16 protein-coding genes are annotated in these 17,524 nt (G+C 62.7%); 8 read left to right on the forward strand and 8 right to left on the reverse strand.

The genetic code is table 11. The annotated features are described in order from the left end of the window. Window position 1: 1 nt before the first annotated feature. From EOM25_03125 to EOM25_03135, 3 genes are read right to left on the reverse strand one after another with little or no spacing between them, the layout of a single operon-like run. On the reverse strand, window positions 2-499 hold the full coding sequence (locus EOM25_03125) for a pantetheine-phosphate adenylyltransferase (protein NCC24180.1): 498 nt from the start codon (window positions 497-499) through the stop codon (window positions 2-4). Further along, window positions 484-1,044: a 16S rRNA (guanine(966)-N(2))-methyltransferase RsmD gene (gene rsmD, locus EOM25_03130; protein ID NCC24181.1), complete on the reverse strand. Its 561-nt coding sequence runs from the start codon at window positions 1,042-1,044 to the stop codon at window positions 484-486. Before rsmD ends, EOM25_03125 begins: the two co-directional genes overlap by 16 nt. A gap of 3 nt (window positions 1,045-1,047) precedes the next feature. Next, window positions 1,048-2,718, reverse strand: a complete 1,671-nt coding sequence (locus tag EOM25_03135) for an MBL fold metallo-hydrolase (GenBank protein NCC24182.1) — start codon at window positions 2,716-2,718, stop codon at window positions 1,048-1,050. A gap of 234 nt (window positions 2,719-2,952) precedes the next feature. Here EOM25_03135 and EOM25_03140 point away from each other — a divergent pair, with 234 nt between their 5' ends. From EOM25_03140 to EOM25_03155, 4 genes are read left to right on the forward strand one after another with little or no spacing between them, the layout of a single operon-like run. Continuing rightward, window positions 2,953-3,669 carry a hypothetical protein gene (locus tag EOM25_03140; protein NCC24183.1) on the forward strand — a complete coding sequence of 239 codons (717 nt, stop codon included), beginning with the start codon at window positions 2,953-2,955 and terminating at the stop codon, window positions 3,667-3,669. A gap of 39 nt (window positions 3,670-3,708) precedes the next feature. Continuing rightward, a complete protein-coding gene (gene iorA / locus EOM25_03145; protein ID NCC24184.1) occupies window positions 3,709-5,547 on the forward strand; it encodes an indolepyruvate ferredoxin oxidoreductase subunit alpha in 1,839 nt (612 codons plus the stop codon). Between the two features lie 2 nt (window positions 5,548-5,549). Beyond that, on the forward strand, window positions 5,550-6,140 hold the full coding sequence (locus tag EOM25_03150) for an indolepyruvate ferredoxin oxidoreductase (GenBank protein NCC24185.1): 591 nt from the start codon (window positions 5,550-5,552) through the stop codon (window positions 6,138-6,140). A gap of 39 nt (window positions 6,141-6,179) precedes the next feature. Next, a complete protein-coding gene (locus EOM25_03155; protein NCC24186.1) occupies window positions 6,180-7,721 on the forward strand; it encodes an AAA family ATPase in 1,542 nt (513 codons plus the stop codon). Between the two features lie 36 nt (window positions 7,722-7,757). Here the strand turns inward: EOM25_03155 and EOM25_03160 are convergent, their stop codons facing one another. Then, window positions 7,758-8,141: a hypothetical protein gene (locus tag EOM25_03160; protein ID NCC24187.1), complete on the reverse strand. Its 384-nt coding sequence runs from the start codon at window positions 8,139-8,141 to the stop codon at window positions 7,758-7,760. A 105-nt stretch (window positions 8,142-8,246) separates the two neighbouring features. Here EOM25_03160 and EOM25_03165 point away from each other — a divergent pair, with 105 nt between their 5' ends. From EOM25_03165 to EOM25_03180, 4 genes are read left to right on the forward strand one after another with little or no spacing between them, the layout of a single operon-like run. Then, window positions 8,247-8,618, forward strand: coding sequence for a hypothetical protein (locus EOM25_03165; protein ID NCC24188.1), 372 nt, complete (start codon window positions 8,247-8,249; stop codon window positions 8,616-8,618). Window positions 8,619-8,673: 55 nt separating this feature from the next. Further along, window positions 8,674-10,008 carry an ATP-dependent 6-phosphofructokinase gene (locus EOM25_03170; GenBank protein ID NCC24189.1) on the forward strand — a complete coding sequence of 445 codons (1,335 nt, stop codon included), beginning with the start codon at window positions 8,674-8,676 and terminating at the stop codon, window positions 10,006-10,008. A 12-nt stretch (window positions 10,009-10,020) separates the two neighbouring features. Beyond that, the gene (locus EOM25_03175; GenBank protein ID NCC24190.1) at window positions 10,021-11,082 is read left to right on the forward strand and encodes a hypothetical protein; all 1,062 of its coding nucleotides are present in this window, start codon (window positions 10,021-10,023) and stop codon (window positions 11,080-11,082) included. Further along, window positions 11,079-12,035, forward strand: a complete 957-nt coding sequence (locus tag EOM25_03180; protein NCC24191.1) for a hypothetical protein — start codon at window positions 11,079-11,081, stop codon at window positions 12,033-12,035. The genes EOM25_03175 and EOM25_03180 overlap by 4 nt, the downstream gene beginning before the upstream one ends. Window positions 12,036-12,159: 124 nt before the next feature. Here the strand turns inward: EOM25_03180 and EOM25_03185 are convergent, their stop codons facing one another. The 4 genes from EOM25_03185 to EOM25_03200 form a co-directional block, all read right to left on the reverse strand. Further along, entirely contained in the window at window positions 12,160-13,881 is a 1,722-nt protein-coding gene (locus EOM25_03185; GenBank protein ID NCC24192.1) for a carbon starvation protein A, read from the reverse strand. A 26-nt stretch (window positions 13,882-13,907) separates the two neighbouring features. Beyond that, on the reverse strand, window positions 13,908-14,879 hold the full coding sequence (locus tag EOM25_03190) for a rhomboid family intramembrane serine protease (GenBank protein ID NCC24193.1): 972 nt from the start codon (window positions 14,877-14,879) through the stop codon (window positions 13,908-13,910). Further along, window positions 14,879-16,711, reverse strand: coding sequence for an excinuclease ABC subunit UvrC (uvrC, locus tag EOM25_03195; GenBank protein ID NCC24194.1), 1,833 nt, complete (start codon window positions 16,709-16,711; stop codon window positions 14,879-14,881). Before uvrC ends, EOM25_03190 begins: the two co-directional genes overlap by 1 nt. A gap of 72 nt (window positions 16,712-16,783) precedes the next feature. Then, window positions 16,784-17,290, reverse strand: coding sequence for a hypothetical protein (locus EOM25_03200; protein NCC24195.1), 507 nt, complete (start codon window positions 17,288-17,290; stop codon window positions 16,784-16,786). Window positions 17,291-17,524: the final 234 nt, after the last annotated feature.

Raw genomic sequence — 17,524 nt, forward strand, 5'->3', positions numbered from 1 at the left:
ATCAGGACAGCTTGGCGAACTTTCGGATCAGGCGGGCCTTGACCTCGGCCGGGACCAGGCCTCCGACCTCTCCCCCCAAACGGACCACATCCTTGATGATCGTCGAGCTGATGAAGAGCCACCTGTAGTCGGTCATCAGAAAAACGGTCTGGATGTCACGCTTGAGTCTTCGGTTCATGAGAGCCATCTGAAACTCGTACTCGAAGTCCGAGACGGCCCGAAGACCGCGCAGAATAGCCGCCGCGCCCTTGGTCTGGACGAAATCCACCAGCAGGCCATAAAAAGGCTCCACAACCACCCGGGGCTCGTCGCGAAAGACGTCTTGGGCCATGGCCACCCGTTCCTCCAAAGTGAACAGCGGACTCTTGGGAGTGTCGGCGGCTGGGGCCACCACGACCTGGTCAAAAATCCTCAGCCCCCGGTGGATCAGGCTGCAATGTCCATTGGTCAGGGGATCAAAGGTCCCTGGGTACACGGCGATATTCAATTTCTTGTCCATATGCGTATCCTCGTCTGACCGTACTCCCGGTCCTTGAGTTCGCTCAGCCCGTGGTCTCGAGGCAGATGAACCTCCAGATCCCGCTCGATCTCCGCGCAGACAATCCCCCCCGATTGCAGCCTCTGACTCCGAATCAGGGCTTCCAGAGCCGGCTCCAGGAGCCCGAGCCCATACGGAGGATCCAGAAAGCACAGACCGAACTCCATTGGCGGACCCTGCAGGAAAAAACGGACCACATCATCCCGAAAAACCATGTAGCGGTCCTGCCTCAGGCCCAGAAGATCGGCGTTCGCCCGGATGATCTTGGCCGCCTTGTCGCTTCGCTCCACGAACACGGCCCGCCGGGCACCGCGACTCAGGGCCTCAAAGCCCAAGGCTCCGCTCCCGGCAAACCCGTCGAGCACATCCAGCCCGAGCCAATCGATACCCAGAGAGTCGAGCATGGAAAAGAGCGACTCCCGGACCCTGGCCGTGGCCGGCCTGTAGCCCGGCCCCTGCCCGGTCCGGATGGTTCTTCCGCCCAGTTCCCCTCCGACGAGGCGCACAGTCTACTCCTCCTGCCGGTCTTCCGTTTCGTCCCGGGCCAGTTCCATGGGGCCGGCCTGGTGGTAGATGTCGGAAATAAGGCTGGCCAGTCTGGAATTGATGTTCACCAGGTTGTCCCTGATCTCGGTCTGCTGGTACCATGGCAGCTGGTGGACTGTGCTCAGTCTGCGGACGAGCAGGTCGGCCTTGGCCCTGGTTTCGTCCGTCAGATAAATCCAGTCGATGCCCGGTCGGGCCTTTTCCTTGGGCACGGTCACGGCCACGACCCGGTCGGCCTCCAGTTCGCATTCCTCGAGATAGTCGGGAATATGGACATCGTAGCCATGCCGGCTTCGGATCAGATCGGCCAGAACCTGCTGGGAGTCGTACTCGCCATGGACGAGAAAAATCTTCATCCCCGGATTGCGGAAATGAGACAGCCAGGCCATGAGCTGGGACTGTCCGGCGTGGGCCGAAAATCCGTTAATGGTGAAGACCTTGGCCTCCACGGCCAACTGCTCGCCGAGGATGCGGATTTCTCTGGCCCCGTCCACAATCTTCCGGCCTGGCGTGCCCATGGCCTGAAAGCCGACAAAGACGATGGAGGCCCCCTTTTTCCAGATGTTGTGACGGAGATGGTGTTTGATTCGCCCCGCATTGGCCATACCGCTGGCCGAGATGATCACGGCTGTCCCCGGGGTGGAGTTGATGGCCATGGACTCCTCGGTGGTCAGGGTGAACCGGAGATTGGGAAGATCAAGAGGGTCCTCACCCTTTTCCAGGACGGATCTGCTCTCTCGATCGAACACGCTCCAATGTTTGCGGAAAATCTCGGTGGCCCTGATGGCCAGGGGGCTGTCCAGAAAGATAGGGACATCCGGGGGAAGACGTCCCTCCTTGGCCAAAAGCCGGAGGCAATAGATGACCTCCTGGCTCCGTTCCACTGCAAAGGCAGGGATGATGACCTTCTGGCCGTGCTTGTAGCTGTAGGCGATGGCCTCGGCCAACTCGTCGCGGCTCAGGGATTCGTTCTTGTGGTCTCTGGCCCCGTAGGTCGATTCCATGAATAGGAAATCGGCGTTGACGGCGATATTGGGGTCCCTGATCAAGAGCTGATCGGGCCGACCCAGATCCCCGGTGAAAATCAACTTCGTACTTTTGCCGTCTTCATCCACCCAAATCTCGATGAAGGCCGAGCCCAGAATATGGCCGGCGTCGTTGAACTTGACCTTGATCCCCGGGGCTGGCTCGAAGGTCTCGTAATAGGACACGGATTTGAGGAGCGCCACGGCCCGCATGGCGTCTTCCTGGTCATAAAGGGGCTCCACCGGGGCCTTGCCGTGCTTGGCCCGACGGTTGTTCTCCCATCTGGCCTCCATTTCCTGGATATGGGCGCTGTCCGCCAGCATGATCTCCAGGAGGTCCCTTGTGGGCTCCGTGGTATAGACCGGATTGGAGAACCCTTCCCGGACCATCTTGGGCAAAAGGCCCGAGTGGTCGATATGGGCATGGGTCATGAGAATGAAGGACAGTTCGGTTGGATCGAAGAATTCGGTCCGGTTCAGGTTCCGGCTCTCGATTTCCTTGTTGCCCTGATGCATGCCGCAGTCCACGGCGAACCTCACCCCTCCGGCATCAAGCAGAAAGCACGAACCGGTCACCGTCCTGGCCGCGCCCATGAATCGAATTTTCATAACGTTTCTCCCGTCGCAATCGGAATCCGTTGATCGGCGAAGGGCCGGTCGGCCCGCACATCAATGGGTCTATTGAATTCCCGGCCTGGAGGCAAGAAATCCCACTGCACCGGATTCTCCCCCGCCCGGGCCCGGCCGCGAATTGATTTTGACCTTTCGGTCCATTGAGGATATTGAACAAAGTTTGACCGGATAAGACCGAGACATATTTTCCCATCAAGGAGAACCCGCAACATGGATCAGAGAAAGCAGAACCCCGCCGAGGGCCAGAAGGACATCCTCGCCGAGATTGAACAGGAAGCCGACCAGGACATGCACCCGGTCCTGAAATGGATTCTGGACCACATCCGCTTCATCGCCGTGGGCATAGCCGGCGTGGTTCTGGCCGTGGCAGCCTTTCAGGGCATCCAATGGCATTTCGACTCCCGCAACGCCGACCTGGAAAACAGGCTCACGGCCATCATCGACCAGACCAACGCCACCGAGCGGATTTCCGGACTGGAGACCTTTCTGGCCGAGGCCCCGAAATCTTTGAGGGACCGGGCCAGTCTGGCTCTGGTCCAGGCCCTGATGGAGTCCGAACGGTATGTCGAGGCCGAGGCCGTCTGGACCCGCCTGACGGCATCAAACGACCGGGAACTGGGAATCGTGGCCGCCTTCGGTCTGGCCAAGACCTTTGCCCTGCAGGCCAAGTACGAGGCGGCCCTGGCCGAGCTTGTCAAAATCAAGGCCCAAAATCTCGAGGAATACAAGTTCTTCCTGAACCAGGAAATCGCCGCCGTGGCCGAATCGGCCGCCGACTTGAAGGAGGCCCTGGCCGCCTATGAGGACTTGAAGGCCCTGGGTGAAACAAACGTGGACATGGCCTATGTCGACTACAAGATACGCCATATTCAAGCCCGAATGCAGACCGAATCTACGGAAACGGCCCCTGAAGAGTCCCAGGGCTGAGCCGACCCTAACTCCGAAGCGCAACAGGAAGGTCCCGACATGAACGAACTGCTCCTTTCGCCCGAAGCCGGCGGCCCCCACCTTCTCCTTGGCAACGAGGCCATCGTCCGCGGAGCCCTTGAGGCCGGAGTGGGTTTCGTATCCTGCTACCCGGGCACACCGTCGTCCGAGGTTCCCGACACCTTTTTCCGACTCTCCCCCAAGGCAGGGTACTCCTTCGAGTATTCCGTCAACGAAAAGGTGGCCATGGAAGTCGCCGGAGGGGCGGCCCTGGCCGGCGTGCCCTCCCTGGTGACCATGAAACATGTGGGCGTAAACGTGGCCGCCGACCCCATGATGACCCTGGCCTATATCGGAACTCCAGGGGGGCTGGTCATCCTGAGTGCCGACGATCCCGGCTGCCACTCCAGCCAGAACGAACAGGACAACCGGATATATGCCCGCCTCGGGGGCCTGCCCTGCTTCGAGCCCGCCTCGGCCCAGGAGGCCAAGGACATGACCCGCGAGGCTCTGGTCCTCTCGGCCCGTCTGGGCCAGCCGGTCTTGTTGCGGACCACCACCCGGGTCAACCATCTCCGGGGCCCAGTCATTTTCGAGGCCCTGCCGGAAGCAAGGTCCAAAGGCCGGTTCGTGAAGACGCCCGGACGCTTCGTGCCCATCCCGGCCGTGGCTCGGACCAGGCACCCGGCCCTGCTCTCGGCCCTGACCGACATGAAGAATGAAAACGAGTCCTCGTCCTGGAACATCCGCCATGGCCAAGGTCGAATCGGCTTCATCTCCTCGGGCATCTCCCGGGCCTACTTGGCCGACGCCCTGGAAGGCCTCGGCAATCCCCAAGTCCAGGTTCTGGAACTCGGTCAGAGCTATCCATTGCCTGCGTCCCTGATCCTCGACTTCCTCCGCCACGTGGATCTGGCCGTCATCGTCGAGGAACTCGAACCGGTCATGGAGACCGAGATCCGGGCCCTGGCCCAGGAGCACGGCCTGGCCGTCAAGATCATGGGCAAGGGGCCCCGTCTGCCCCGCACGGGCGAGTATTCGGTCCGGATCGTCATCGCGGCCGTTCGCCAGGCCCTGGGAATGCCCGATCCCGAGGAATCCATCTGCTCCGCCGAGCCAAACCTGCCCATGAGGCCGCCGAATCTTTGCGCCGGATGCCCGCACCGGGCCGCGTACTACGCCGTCCGCCAGGTCTATGGAGACGAAGCCGTCTATTCATCGGACATCGGTTGCTATACCCTGGGCATTCTCCCGCCGCTCAAAACCGCCGACTTCCTGCTCTGCATGGGTTCCTCCATCTCGGCCGGGTCCGGCGCGGCCCGGGCCGGTTCCGACCCGGTGGTGGCCTTCATCGGCGACTCGACCTTCTTCCACTCCGGGGTGACCGGCCTCATCAACGCCGTGCACAACGAGCATGACATCCTCCTGGTCATCCTCGACAACCGGACCACGGCCATGACCGGCCACCAGCCCCATCCAGGGGTGGATCAGACCGCCATCGGCCCGAACCCCAGACCCGTAGACATCGAAAAAATCGTCATCGCCTGCGGCGTCGAGCACATCCGGGTGGTCAAACCCCTGAACTACAAGGCCACGGTCAAGGCATTGGAAGAGCTCAAGGCCCTCTCCGGGGTCCGGGTCCTAATCGCCAAGGACCCCTGCACCTTGTTCGCCCGTCGTATTCTGGGCCGCAAGCCCGGACAGGTGGCCTACGTCGTCCCCGGCCGGGAAAAGGACTGCCTTCCCCTGGCCCGGGATCTGGCCTGTCCGGCCTTTTTCGTTCACGACGGAGGCCTGGGAATTGACCCCCTGATCTGTGCCGGATGCATGCTATGCGTCCAGGTCGGCGAACATATCAAGGCCAAAAGCAGGAGCTGAACATGGACAAAATCCGCATTTTCCTGACAGGAGTCGGAGGCCAGGGGACCCTGACCGCCACCACCCTTCTGGCCAATATTGCTCTGGACAACGACATTCCGGTCACGGCCGGGGAGATCCACGGCATGGCCCAGCGGGGCGGGGTCGTCGAATCCTTCGTGCTCATGGGCGGATGGAAAAGCCCCCGCATCGATCTCGGCGAAGCCGACATTCTCCTCGGATTCGAACCCTTGGAAACCCTCCGGGCTTTGCCCTATCTGAAGAAGAACGGCCTCATCGTCTCCAACAGCGAGCCCATGCTTCCCCCGGGAGTTGCCGCCGGCCGCGAGTCCTATCCAGATCTGGATCTGATCAAATCCAAGGCTTCTGCCTGGGCCTCCAAGACCCTGTTTCTTCCCTGCCGTTCCCTGGGCATCGAGGCCGGAAGCCCCCTGGCCGCCAACACCGTGCTCATGGCCGCCTTGTTCGGCTCCGGGGCACTGCCCTTCGGGCTCGACGCTCTGGAGCGGGGCATCGGCATGTACATGAAACCGAAGATCGTGGATTTGAACATTCGGGCCATGCGCCTGGCCGACCGGGCCCTGGCCAACTGAGCGAACCACGTCAGCCGAAACACGGAAGCAAGTGCCGCCATGACCTTAGCCCGGGACCGCTTTCTCCACACCCTGAAGCACCTCCTGTCGGACCTCGATCCCCTGAGTCCGCTCCGGCCGGGCATGGAGGCTCTGCTGACCTACACGGCCAGGGAGATGGGCTATCCCCGCATGGCCCTGACCATCTTCGACCCCAAAACCAATCTGCTCCGCTGCAGCGCATCCCACGGCCATTCCCAGACCTCGGCGGTCTCCTATACCCCGGGCCAGGGCATCGTCGGTCTGGTCCAGTCCACGGGCCAGGGCATCATCGTCCCCATCATGGCCGAAGACCCCAGATTCTTGAACTTGGCCGGCCGCCGCAGCGCCCCTGAGCTTCACGAACTATCCTATGCTGCCGTGCCGGTCTTCCCTGCCGGAACAGCCCAGGAAGCCGAAGTCATCGGGGTGCTGAGCGCCGACATTCCGGCCTCGGCAGACAGATCCCTGGACACCCTGGCCCGGCACCGTCTCTTCCTGGAAATCCTGGCTGCGGTCATCGCCCGACAGACTGCCTACATGCAGGAACGTCTCCAGATGCAGAGCGATCTGGCCCCGGACCTCGGTCTGGATTGCGCCGGCCAAGATCTGGCTAGAAACAGCATCGTGGGCACGTCCAAGGCCATGGCCGGAATCATGGCCCAGATCCGCCAGGTGGCCGGCACCCGGGCTACCGTCCTCCTCCGCGGCGAATCCGGTACAGGCAAGGAGCTTCTGGCCCAGGCCATCCACAACATGAGCCCCAGATCCGGCGGCCCCTTTGTCCGCCTCAACTGCGCCACGCTCCCGGCCCACCTGGTCGAGAGCGAATTGTTCGGGCATGTGCGGGGGGCGTTCACCGGAGCGGTGGACAGCAAGCGGGGCCGTTTCGAACTGGCCGACAAGGGCACTCTGTTTCTGGACGAGATCGGGGAATTGTCGTCGGACACCCAGGCTAAGCTCTTGCGGGCCCTGCAGGAAGGGGAGATCCAACGTCTGGGCAGCGAAAAGACCACCCACGTGGACGTTCGGATCATCTGCGCCACCCACCAGAATCTCGAGGAAATGATCGAGGCCAGGTTATTCAGGGAGGATCTCTACTACCGGATCAACGTCTTTCCGGTCTTCATCCCCCCCCTGCGGGACCGGAGGGAAGACATCCTGGTCCTAGCCGAACATTTTCTGCAGTCCTTTTCCAGGGAATACGGCAAGGACATCAAGCGGATCTCGACTCCAGCCATCGACCTGCTCGTCCAGTACCACTGGCCCGGCAACGTCCGGGAACTGAGAAATTGTCTGGAGCGGGCCGTACTCCTGTGCATGGAAACGGCCATCCGGACCTATCATCTACCCCCGACCCTGCAGACGGCCGAAAGCTCGGCCTCGGAAGTGGACCTCTCTTTCGGCGAGGCCGTTTCCAAATTCGAGCAGGAGGTCATTGTCGATGCCCTGAAAAAAGCCCGGGGCAACATGCTCCAGGCCGCCCGGGATCTGCGGGCCAGCTATCGGATCATCAACTACAAGGTCAAGAAATACCGGATCGACTCCAAGAAATACCGGTAGTTCCAGACGGAAATGCCGTCGTCTCAAAACGATCGGTCAGCGGCGGTCCTTGTAGGAACCACAGCCCAGAAAGTCCTCCCCCGTGGACATCTCGTAGTACCTGATTCCCCAGCCCACGACCCGGCCCGAGCGAACGCCCACCGGGGTGAAACACTCGGGGAGTTGCAGACGCTTGCCGCCTCGAACCGTGCCGCAACCGGTCCTATATACAAGGAACTCGGTGCCGTGGACGGTTTCCGAACACCACGGGGATCCGAGCAGATCGAGGACGTTGTCCTTGGGCAGGCCGATTTCCAGACGGCCCATGTCCATTCTGACCTGGGTTTCGGTATGAATCCCGGAGGTCCGGGAAGGACCCGCGCATCCGGCCGTCAAAATTCCGGCCGCCAGCATACATGCCATGAAGACCCGAAAAACCATGTCGCCTCCCGCCCCGAACAGGGCATTGTCATTTTTTCGGCTTTGTGCCACCTCTTGTCCATGAGTCTTGCATCTCGCGCGCCACTTCAGACCGGAAGATATCGGTTGAACCAGATGGTCAAGGCGGTCCTCGTCCGCCATCTGGCCGACCTGAGCCGATTGAACCATTCGGCCTCCGAACGATCCGTGTCCCTGTACGGGATCCTCAAAAAAGACCCCATTGGCGAGTTCAGGCCCAACGAGATCGAGTCCATGCTTAAAGACGTCCAAAGATTGCCTGGAGTTCGCAGTCTGGACATCCGCCTGGAAAACTGGAACGTTTCCCCGCGGGGGACCGGCTGGGAAATCCGGGCCGTCCACCGCCGGGCGGCCGGGCCGGAACGTCTGGAAGATGTCCGCATCGACCGACCGGAGGACATCGTAAACGTCCTCCAGGACATGGGCTTTGGACTGGACCCGGAATCGGAAAAACCATGAAACCGCCCTCTGGAATCGGCTCCAAGACCGATTGCGGGCAGAAGAGAGGCCGACCATGACCTACGACATAGCCAAGCTCGACACCACCATCGAAAACCTCGGCGAGGCCAAGATCCCTTCGCCCATGCCCTTCGGGCGCTTCATTCCAAACGATCAGACCTGCCTGGTCCACATCAACAGCGAGCTCGACAAGGAATCCTGCAAGGCCCCCACCTATTGCGACTTCGAGGAGGCCGGGCCCAGGGAATTCACCTACTTCGATCCGCCCAAGACCAAATGCGCCCTGGTCACCTGTGGCGGGCTCTGCCCGGGCCTGAACGACGTCATCCGGGCCATCGTCATGGAGGCCCACCACAACTACCGGATTTCGGCCACCTTCGGCATCCAGTACGGCCTTCAGGGGTTCATTCCCAAATACGGCCACGACCTGATCGAACTGACCCCCAAGGCCGTCGCCGACATCCACGCCTTCGGCGGAACCATCCTGGCCTCCTCGCGCGGGCCCCAGCCCCCCGAGGAGATCGTCGACGCCCTGGAGCGGATGAATGTCAGTGTCCTGTTCATGATCGGCGGCGACGGCACCATGAAGGCCGCCTCCAAGATCGCCTCGGTCATCGCTGAGCGCCGACTGAAGATCTCCATCATCGGCATCCCCAAGACCATCGACAACGACATCAACTTCGTCAGCCGGTCCTTTGGATTCGACACGGCCGTGGAAAAGGCCACCGAGTCCATCCAATGCGCCCACGTCGAGGCCACCGGGGCTCCCAACGGCATCGGCATCGTCAAGCTCATGGGCCGCGAGTCCGGCTTCATCGCCGCCCAGGCCACCCTGGCCCTTAAGGAGGTCAACTTCGTCCTCATCCCCGAGTCGCCCTTCGACCTTCACGGGCCCAAGGGGCTGATCAAGGCCATCGAGGACCGCATCGTCAAGAGACGGCACGCAGTCATCGTCGTCGCCGAGGGGGCCGGTCAGGAGCATTGTCAGATCGAGCACAAGACCGACGCCTCGGGCAACCCCATCCTCGGAGACTTCAGCGAGATCCTCATCCGGGAGATCAAGGCCCATTTCAAGGCCAAGGAAATCCCCTTAACCCTCAAATACATCGACCCCAGCTACATCATCCGCTCCATCCCGGCCAACGCCAACGACCGGGTCTATTGCGGCTTCCTGGGCCAGCACGCCGTGCACGCCGCCATGGCCGGGAAGACGAACATGGTCGTCAGCAAGCTTCAAGACCGTTATGTGAACATCCCCCTCGATCTGGTGACCCTCAAGCGCAAGAAGATCAACACCAGCTCCAACTATTGGCGGGCCGTGGTCGAATCCACGGGACAACCCCTGTCCATGAAAAACGACGCGCCCGTCGAGACGGGAAAGAATACGTAAGGATTCCGGCCCATGAGTTCCAAGACCCGCATTCTAGCCCTGGTGACGGTTGCCGCCGTCGTTTTTGTGGTCGGCACCGTCATCTACAGGCTGATCCTGCTCAAGAACCCGCCTCCGCCGGTGTACGTTCCCCCGCCCCCGGCCATCGAGCAGCCGGTTTTAACACCGGAGGACGAACCCGGGCCCGAACCTCGAAGCGACATCAAGCCCGCCCCGCTCGAGCCCATCGAGACCGAACCCGCCGAACCGGAAGCCCAACCCGTTGAGCCGGAACCGGCCATGCCCGAGTCGGACCCCGTGGTCACCCCGGAATTTCCGGCCGATCTGGCCGTGTTCCTGGCTGGCCACTACCGCCCGTCCGGCAGCGTCCTGAATCCCGAGTCCACGGGCCTCCTGGCCCTGGACGTCAAGACCGTGAACATGCGCTACGGCACTGAACTCCTGGGCCTGGATCCCGGTCCGGCCGACGATCTCGACCAGGCCAGGAACTCGGTCTTTCGACACGTCCTAAGCCCTGCCACCATCCGGGTCCTGTCCTTTCTCTACGCCGGACAATTCGTCGAGGAGCTGCGTCTGGCGGCCACGGAGATCACGGTGGAATTCCCGGCCGACGGAAACGCCACGGTACGCAGAGCCCTGACCCCCGACCAGCGCCGGGAATTCTTCGTCCTTTTATCCGATAAAATCAAGGACGTCGGCCAGGCCCTGGTCTCCCTGACCGGGAACCGGAAGGTCATGGATCTGACCCGCGACTATGTCCGCCGCGTGGACGAGGTCAACAACGCCTATTTCTACTTCTGGAAATTCAAAGACCAGGGCACGCCCCAGGACCTCGAAGACGCCGGCAAGGAGATCAAAAACGCCATCCTGGCCCGGGAACAGGCCCGGCAGAACCTCAAGCAGGCCGTTCTTGAAGGAGTCCGCATCAACACCCTGAACGGAAACGAGCTGCTCTACATGGCCCAATGGACCTACCGCCGCCTGGCCGCGGACCCGTCCCTGGCCGATGCTTTGAACTCCATGGGCCGAGCCCTCATCGACCTGTCGTCCAGACTGGACAGGGAAACGCCATGACCTCGTCTCCCCAGGCCGGACCCTTCCGTCCCGGGCTGATTGCAGGCCTGGTCATGACCGCCCTCCTGGCCGGGGCCTGCGTTCTTTCCGCCCTTGGCTACGGCGAACGGGCCGTGAATGTCCTGGGGGGCGAGGCCCTGCGAGCCGAGAACGACCGCTATCTGGAAACGACCATGAACAAGGCCGTGGCCAGCTTCGCGGTCATGTCCGTGCTCAAAGCCGGACTGTCCATCATCGAGGGCAGCGACGTCGGGGCCAGCCTCGGCCTGTCCATGCACGTGCAAATCGGCGACTTCGTCCAGCCTGCCTACGATTACGTGGACATCGCCTGGCGGACCCTGCTCCTCGGCTCGGTGACCCTTCTGGGCATCCGCTATCTGCTCCAGGCCACCATGGTCGTGGACTCCTGGCTCTTGACCGCCACCTTCGCCCTGGCCCTGGCCGTCTGGCTGACGGTCTGGCTTTTGCCGAACCTGCACCGTTTGAAGCAGACCCTGACCGACCTGTTGCGGGTGGCCGTCGTGGGCACCCTGGCCCTCTACTACATCCTGCCCCTCTCGGTCTGGGGAGCGGCCAGGCTTTCGGAACTCATCACCGCCCCGGCCATCCGGGAATCCGAAGCCGGCTTCACGGCCGCCAAGGAGGAGCTCTTCCCCGAGAACGAGACCATCCCCCAAGGGCTCATGGACAAGTTCGAGGCCGCCCAAAACAAGATGCGGGACGTCTTCGTCTTCCTGAAGGACCGGGCCCGGGACATGATCGTCTGGACCGTCCAGATCATCGCCGGGTACATCTTCGACTGCCTGGTCTTTCCGGTGACCCTCTTCTACCTCCTGCTCTGGGCCACTCGGGGGGCCCTGGGCTACGTCTTCCAGCTCGGATTCCAGCGGGCCCTGGTCCGCGACCTGGCCCGGGTTTTGGGTCAGAGACCGCAGGTACGGGACACGGCTTAGACAATCCTTTCCGTTTTCCCCACGTGGCCGTGGGCTAGAACAACCCGACCAAAATCAGACGGCCCGGGCATCGAGATGATGTCCGGGCCGTCCGTCTTCCTGGCTCAATGCTTTCCGGGACACTCTACGGCCGAGCATCCACCCTTGCCTTTCCCTTCCCCGAACGAATCCGCGCGATGATCATGGTCGATTCGACGAAGATGACTAGGGCCATGACCACCAGGGCCACGGCGATGATCCCCAGGGTCGCGTCCTTGGCCGGGCCGGTGAAATAGCCGGTCTTCGGGTTGAACATGTTCCAGCCCAAGGCGGCCAGGGTCGTGGCGGTCATGAACACAGCCGGAAGGAAGGTGTAGACCGTTGGCTTCCGTTTTCCGGCCAGGTAGGCGCTGATGACGATCAGGGCGATGGCCGCGATGAGCTGGTTGGAGGCCCCGAACATCTTCCAGATGGTCTGGTAGTCGTTGGACAGGGCCAGAAAAAGGGATGGGATCACCACCACGGCCGTTCCAACGATCTTGTTATTGATCAGCCTGGAATTCGGGGCCAGGGTCTCGCAGAAAATGAACCGGCCGAGCCGGGTCGAGGTGTCCAGGGAGGTCATGACGAATGTCTTGACCATGGAGGCCCCGAGCAGGGCGGCCAGCCCCACTCCGAGGCCGGGGACGACGTGCCCAGCCAGATTTCCGAACCCGCTGCCAAAGGCCACGATCCAGCCTTGGGACAGGGCGCTTCCGAAATATTGCTCCACGGCCACGGCCGCGTCCGTTCCCTCCGGAGCCAGGCCCCACTTGAGTCCGGCCCCGACCACCAGGACCACCAGAAAGGCCAAAACCCCCTCCATGAGCATCCCGCCGTAGCCCACGATCCTGCCGTCGGTCTCCTTGGCCAGCTGCTTGGAGGTCGTGCCCGTGGCCACCATGGTGTGGAACCCGCTGACCGCCCCGCAGGCCACGGTGATGAACAGCATCGGCCAGACCGGGTTGTTTCCGGCTATGAACCCTCCGGTCATGGCCGGGGCCGAGATCTCGGGGTGGACCACGATGACCCCGACGAAGCCCAGAACCAGACCGACAAAGAGCTGAATGGCCGAGAGGAAGTCCCTGGGCTGGAGCAGGAACCAGACCGGCAGAAGCGAAGCCACGGCGCAATAGGCGAAAAGGATGACGACGACCGTGTTCTCCTTGAGCTCCGGGCTCCAGTCCGCCGGCAGGGCCAGCGGATAATGAAATCCGACCCAGACCAGGCCGTACATGGCCGCCACGGCCAGAATCGTGGCCACGGTGGTGTTCAGCTTCAGCCTGTACACGGCCTGGCCCAGAAGCATGGCCACGATGCAGACCCCGGCCGTGGGAATGACCAGTTCGGGTTTCTTGATGAGCGCCGTGGCCGAACTCTCGGCGAAAACGGTGATGATGAAGATGAGCGTCAGCCAGAGAAGCAGGCCGAAGATGATTCTGGTCCCCTTGCCCACGGTCGTCCCGGCGATCTCGGCAATGCCCCGGCCCTGGTGACGGACCGAGAGCATGAGGGACATGTAGTCATGGACTCCACCGATGAACACGCAGCCCAGGGCGATCCACAGGGTCGGCAGGGCCCAGCCGTAGATGGAAACGGCGATGATCGGCCCGACAATTGGCCCGGCCCCGGCAATGGACGAGAAATGATGGCCCCAGAGAAACATCTTTCGGGCCGGGACAAAATCGACTCCGTCCTCCAGGGCCACGGCCGGGGTAGGCCGATTGTCATCGGCCTCGATCAGCCTGTCCTGAAGGAATTTCCCATAAAAGCGGTAGGCCAGGTAAAACCAAGCCAGAACCACGGCGACAACAATCAGGATGAGCATGACGATACGACTCCCGTGTTACGGGTTCAACGCAGGGCCAGAAACCAGGCCCCGGCCACGACAAACGGGACCATGGCCCCGCAAGCGAATCCAAAAAGCTTGCCGGGGCGTCCCGCGATCCGAAGGCCGATCCCGGCTCCCCAGCCCAGGGCCAGTCCGGCCACAAATCCGAACAGATGGGCCAGAAGATCGGTCCGCTCCCCGGCCGTGCCCAGCATGGCCAGCATGCCAAGGCCGGCGGCCACCGGGACCCCGGCCCGAGTCCAGCGCTGGGGAAGATCCAGGGAAACGGCCATGCCCGAAAGGATGCCCACGGCCCCGAACACGGCCGTGGAACCGCCGATGGACAGATGGCCCGGCCCCCGGATCCAGGCATTCAGGACATTGCCCAGGATTCCGGCCGCAAGGGTCAAAAGCCAGGCCGGTCCCGGCCCCAGCCTTCGGGAGGCCGTGCCCACGAACACGGCCAGGCCCAGGCTGTTGGCCAGCAGATGGCCGACATCGGCGTGCAGAAACAGGGCTGTCACCGTCCGATACCATTGCCCGGCCAGCATCAGGGCGCTGTCGGCCTGCCCGGCCTCGAGCCATTCCCAGGCCGGACGGTCCAGAAAGGGCTGCACGGCCTGGATGCGCAGCCCGAGCAGGGTGAAGGCCAGGGTCCAGAGCAGCGTGGCCCCGATGGACAGGCTTTCGGGCTCCACGACCGGGACGGGCTCTCCCGCCTCCTCCGAGGCATATTCCTCGATCTCCCTTTTGGCCCGTTCCTCCCAATCGGGGTGGACCAGAAGCTCAGACCGTTCCTGGGTTTTGGAGACCCGATGAGGCACGAACAGGGCCTGGAGGACCAGGGACCATTCCCTGATCCGGCCATGCCGTCCACCGCCCATGCTGTCCGGATCGACAGCCTCCAGGGTGACGAACTCCGTTTCGCGGACCGGGTCCGGCGATCGTGGAGCCGGGGCCTCCCGACGGATTCTGGTCCGGCGAAAGACCCGCATCAGGCCCCTTCCCTCAAGCCGGCCAGGGCCTCCACGACCTTGGAGGCCCTGCGTTCTCCGAATCCCGGCAGGCCCGACACGTCCTCGATCCCGGCGGCCAGCATGGCCTCGACGGACCCAAACCGCTCCCAGAGCAGGGCTGCGGTTTTCGGCCCGATGCCCGGCAGGGCCTCGACCCGGCTGGCCAGGGCCGGTTTGGTTCTGGCCCTGCGCTGTCCGGTGAGGACAAACCGATGGGCCGCGTCCCGGACCCCCTGGAGGAACAAAAGGCCGGGGCTACCCGGCCGGAAGGCCACGGGATTCTTCCGGCCCGGCACAAAGACCCGGTCCCCCAGCTCGCCGCCCCGGCGGGTCTCGCCCTTGGCCATGGCCGCTAGCGGAAAAACGACCCCGGTCTCGCCCAGGACCCGGGACACCGCCCCGAGCTGGGCCCGGCCCCCGTCGATGAGCAGAAGATCCGGCCAGGGTGGACCCGATCCAAGGCGGCGGCGGACAAAGGCCGCCAGGGCCTTGTAGTCGTCGCCCCCGCAGTCGTCGCCATCCAGATTGTAGAGTCTGAAGTCCTCCCTCTTGGGCCGCCCGTCCTCGAAGACCACCAGTCCGGCCCGGGTTTCCCGCCCCCCGAGATGGGAGATGTCCACGGCCTCGATGCGAGCCGGTGTCGACGCCAGGCCGAGCCTCGCGGCCACGCCGGCCAGAGGACTGTCCACGTGCTGGAGCTTGGGTTGGTTCATGGCGTTGGTCCTGGCGATGGCCACGAGTTCCCGCTCGTGATCCCCCCGGGCCGGGTCGAGGCGGACCGCCTTGCCGGACCGCTCGGACAGATGCTCGATGAGGCCCTCGTCGTCCAATGCCAGGGGCAGGACGATCCTCGGCGGGATGAATTTCCCCGGCCCGTAGAACTGGACGAGAAAGGTGGACAGCATGTCCCGGATCTGGGTCTCGTCCTCCGGAGTCACGCCGTCCCAGACGAATCCACGCCCATCCATGAGCCTGCCCTGGCGGACAAAGGCCATGCCCAGACGAATTCCGTCATCGTGAGGACTGATCTCCACGACATCGACGTCGTCCCCTCCGGGCAGCACGGCCGCCTGTCGCTCCACGGTCTCCTGCACGGCCCGGATCTGGTCCCTGAGCGTCGCGGCCTTCTCGAACTCCAGGGCCTCGGCCGCGGCCTGCATCTCGGAGCGCAGGACCCGGATCAACTCCCGGGATCGGCCCGACAAAAGCATCTCCACCCGCCGGACCAGGGCCGCATACCCCTCGCGGTCCACGTCCAGGACACAGGGACCCAGACAGCGGCCGATGTGATATTGCAGGCAGGGCCGGACCCGGTTCCGGAAGACGTGATCCCGGCACTTGCGCAGGGGAAAAATCCGGTTCACGGCCTTCATGGTCTGCCTGGCGGCCAGGGCCGAGGTAAAGGGCCCGAAATACACCGAACCGTCGTCCACATATCGTCTGGTCAAGGTCAGGCGGGGATAGGCCGAGGATGCGTCCAGGGTGAACAGGACATAGTTCTTGTCGTCTCTGAGGACGATGTTGTAGCGGGGCCTGTTCTTCTTGATCAGGCTGGCCTCCAGAAGCAGGGCCTCCTTTTCCGTGGCCGTCATCAGGGTGTCGATGGCCGCCACCCTGGCCATCATGACCCTGGTCTTGGGCGAAAGCGTGTCTGCCTGGCGGAAATACGAGGCCAAGCGGCGACGGAGATTCTTGGCCTTGCCCACGTAGATCACCCGGCTCCGATCGTCCTTCATGAGATAGACCCCCGGGGTCTCGGGATAGTCGGCGGGCCTGAACCGGGTCCGGGACTGATCTTTTTCGCAGCCCATCATCCCCTCTCCCGGGAAAGAAAAAGGCAGGGCACGGCGCCCTGCCTTTTGGACACGCATGCGTTCAAGAAACTATCTCTTCCAGAATTCGCCTTCGTTGTTCCCGCAGTCGTTGAACCGGTTGTCGTCCTTGGCCGTGAAGGTCGTGGGCTTGTCGTCCACGAAGCGGAGCTTCAGCGTGTACTTCCAGTCACCGCCGATCTCCTGGGTCATCTCGAGAATCTTGCCGTCGGACTTGAAGGTGTAGGTGTAGGTCTTGCCGCTCTTGGTGGTCACATAGGTGTATTCCGTGGTGTGCTTGCCGGCGTAGATGTAGAAACGATTCTTCAACTCGTCCGGAGTGCCGTCCGTGACCAGGGACATGTCACCGCCGATCTCCAGATTGAGCCTGTTGCCGACGCAGGCTTCCTTGTCCGCGCTCTTCACCTCGATGGTGTAGGTTCCGTAATACTTGGCGTTGTCGACATCGCTGTCCGAACTGCTCGAATCGCACCCCCCCTGGGCAAAAAAGAATCCAAGCACCAAAATGGCCGCCACCTGAAGCCACGAACCAACCCGCTTTGAGCCCCATTTCTTCATACCCGTTCCTCCTTGGTTGAAGTGAAATTTTATCCATACTCTGCTCCGGAACCGTGGGAAACGCAAGATGTTTAATCACCCCGGCTCAGGTCCCGGCGAAACACCCTCAGCCCGGAGAACCCGCCTTCCGCCTCGATATGCATCCGGCTCGGTGCAGATCGGCCGTTCTTGCCTTTACCCGATCTTCCCCCTATTCTTTCGGTTCAAGGAGCGACACCATGACCACCCTTCTGG

The sequence above is a fragment of the Deltaproteobacteria bacterium genome, from assembly GCA_009929795.1.
Classification (GTDB): Bacteria; Desulfobacterota; Desulfovibrionia; order Desulfovibrionales; family Desulfomicrobiaceae; genus RZZR01.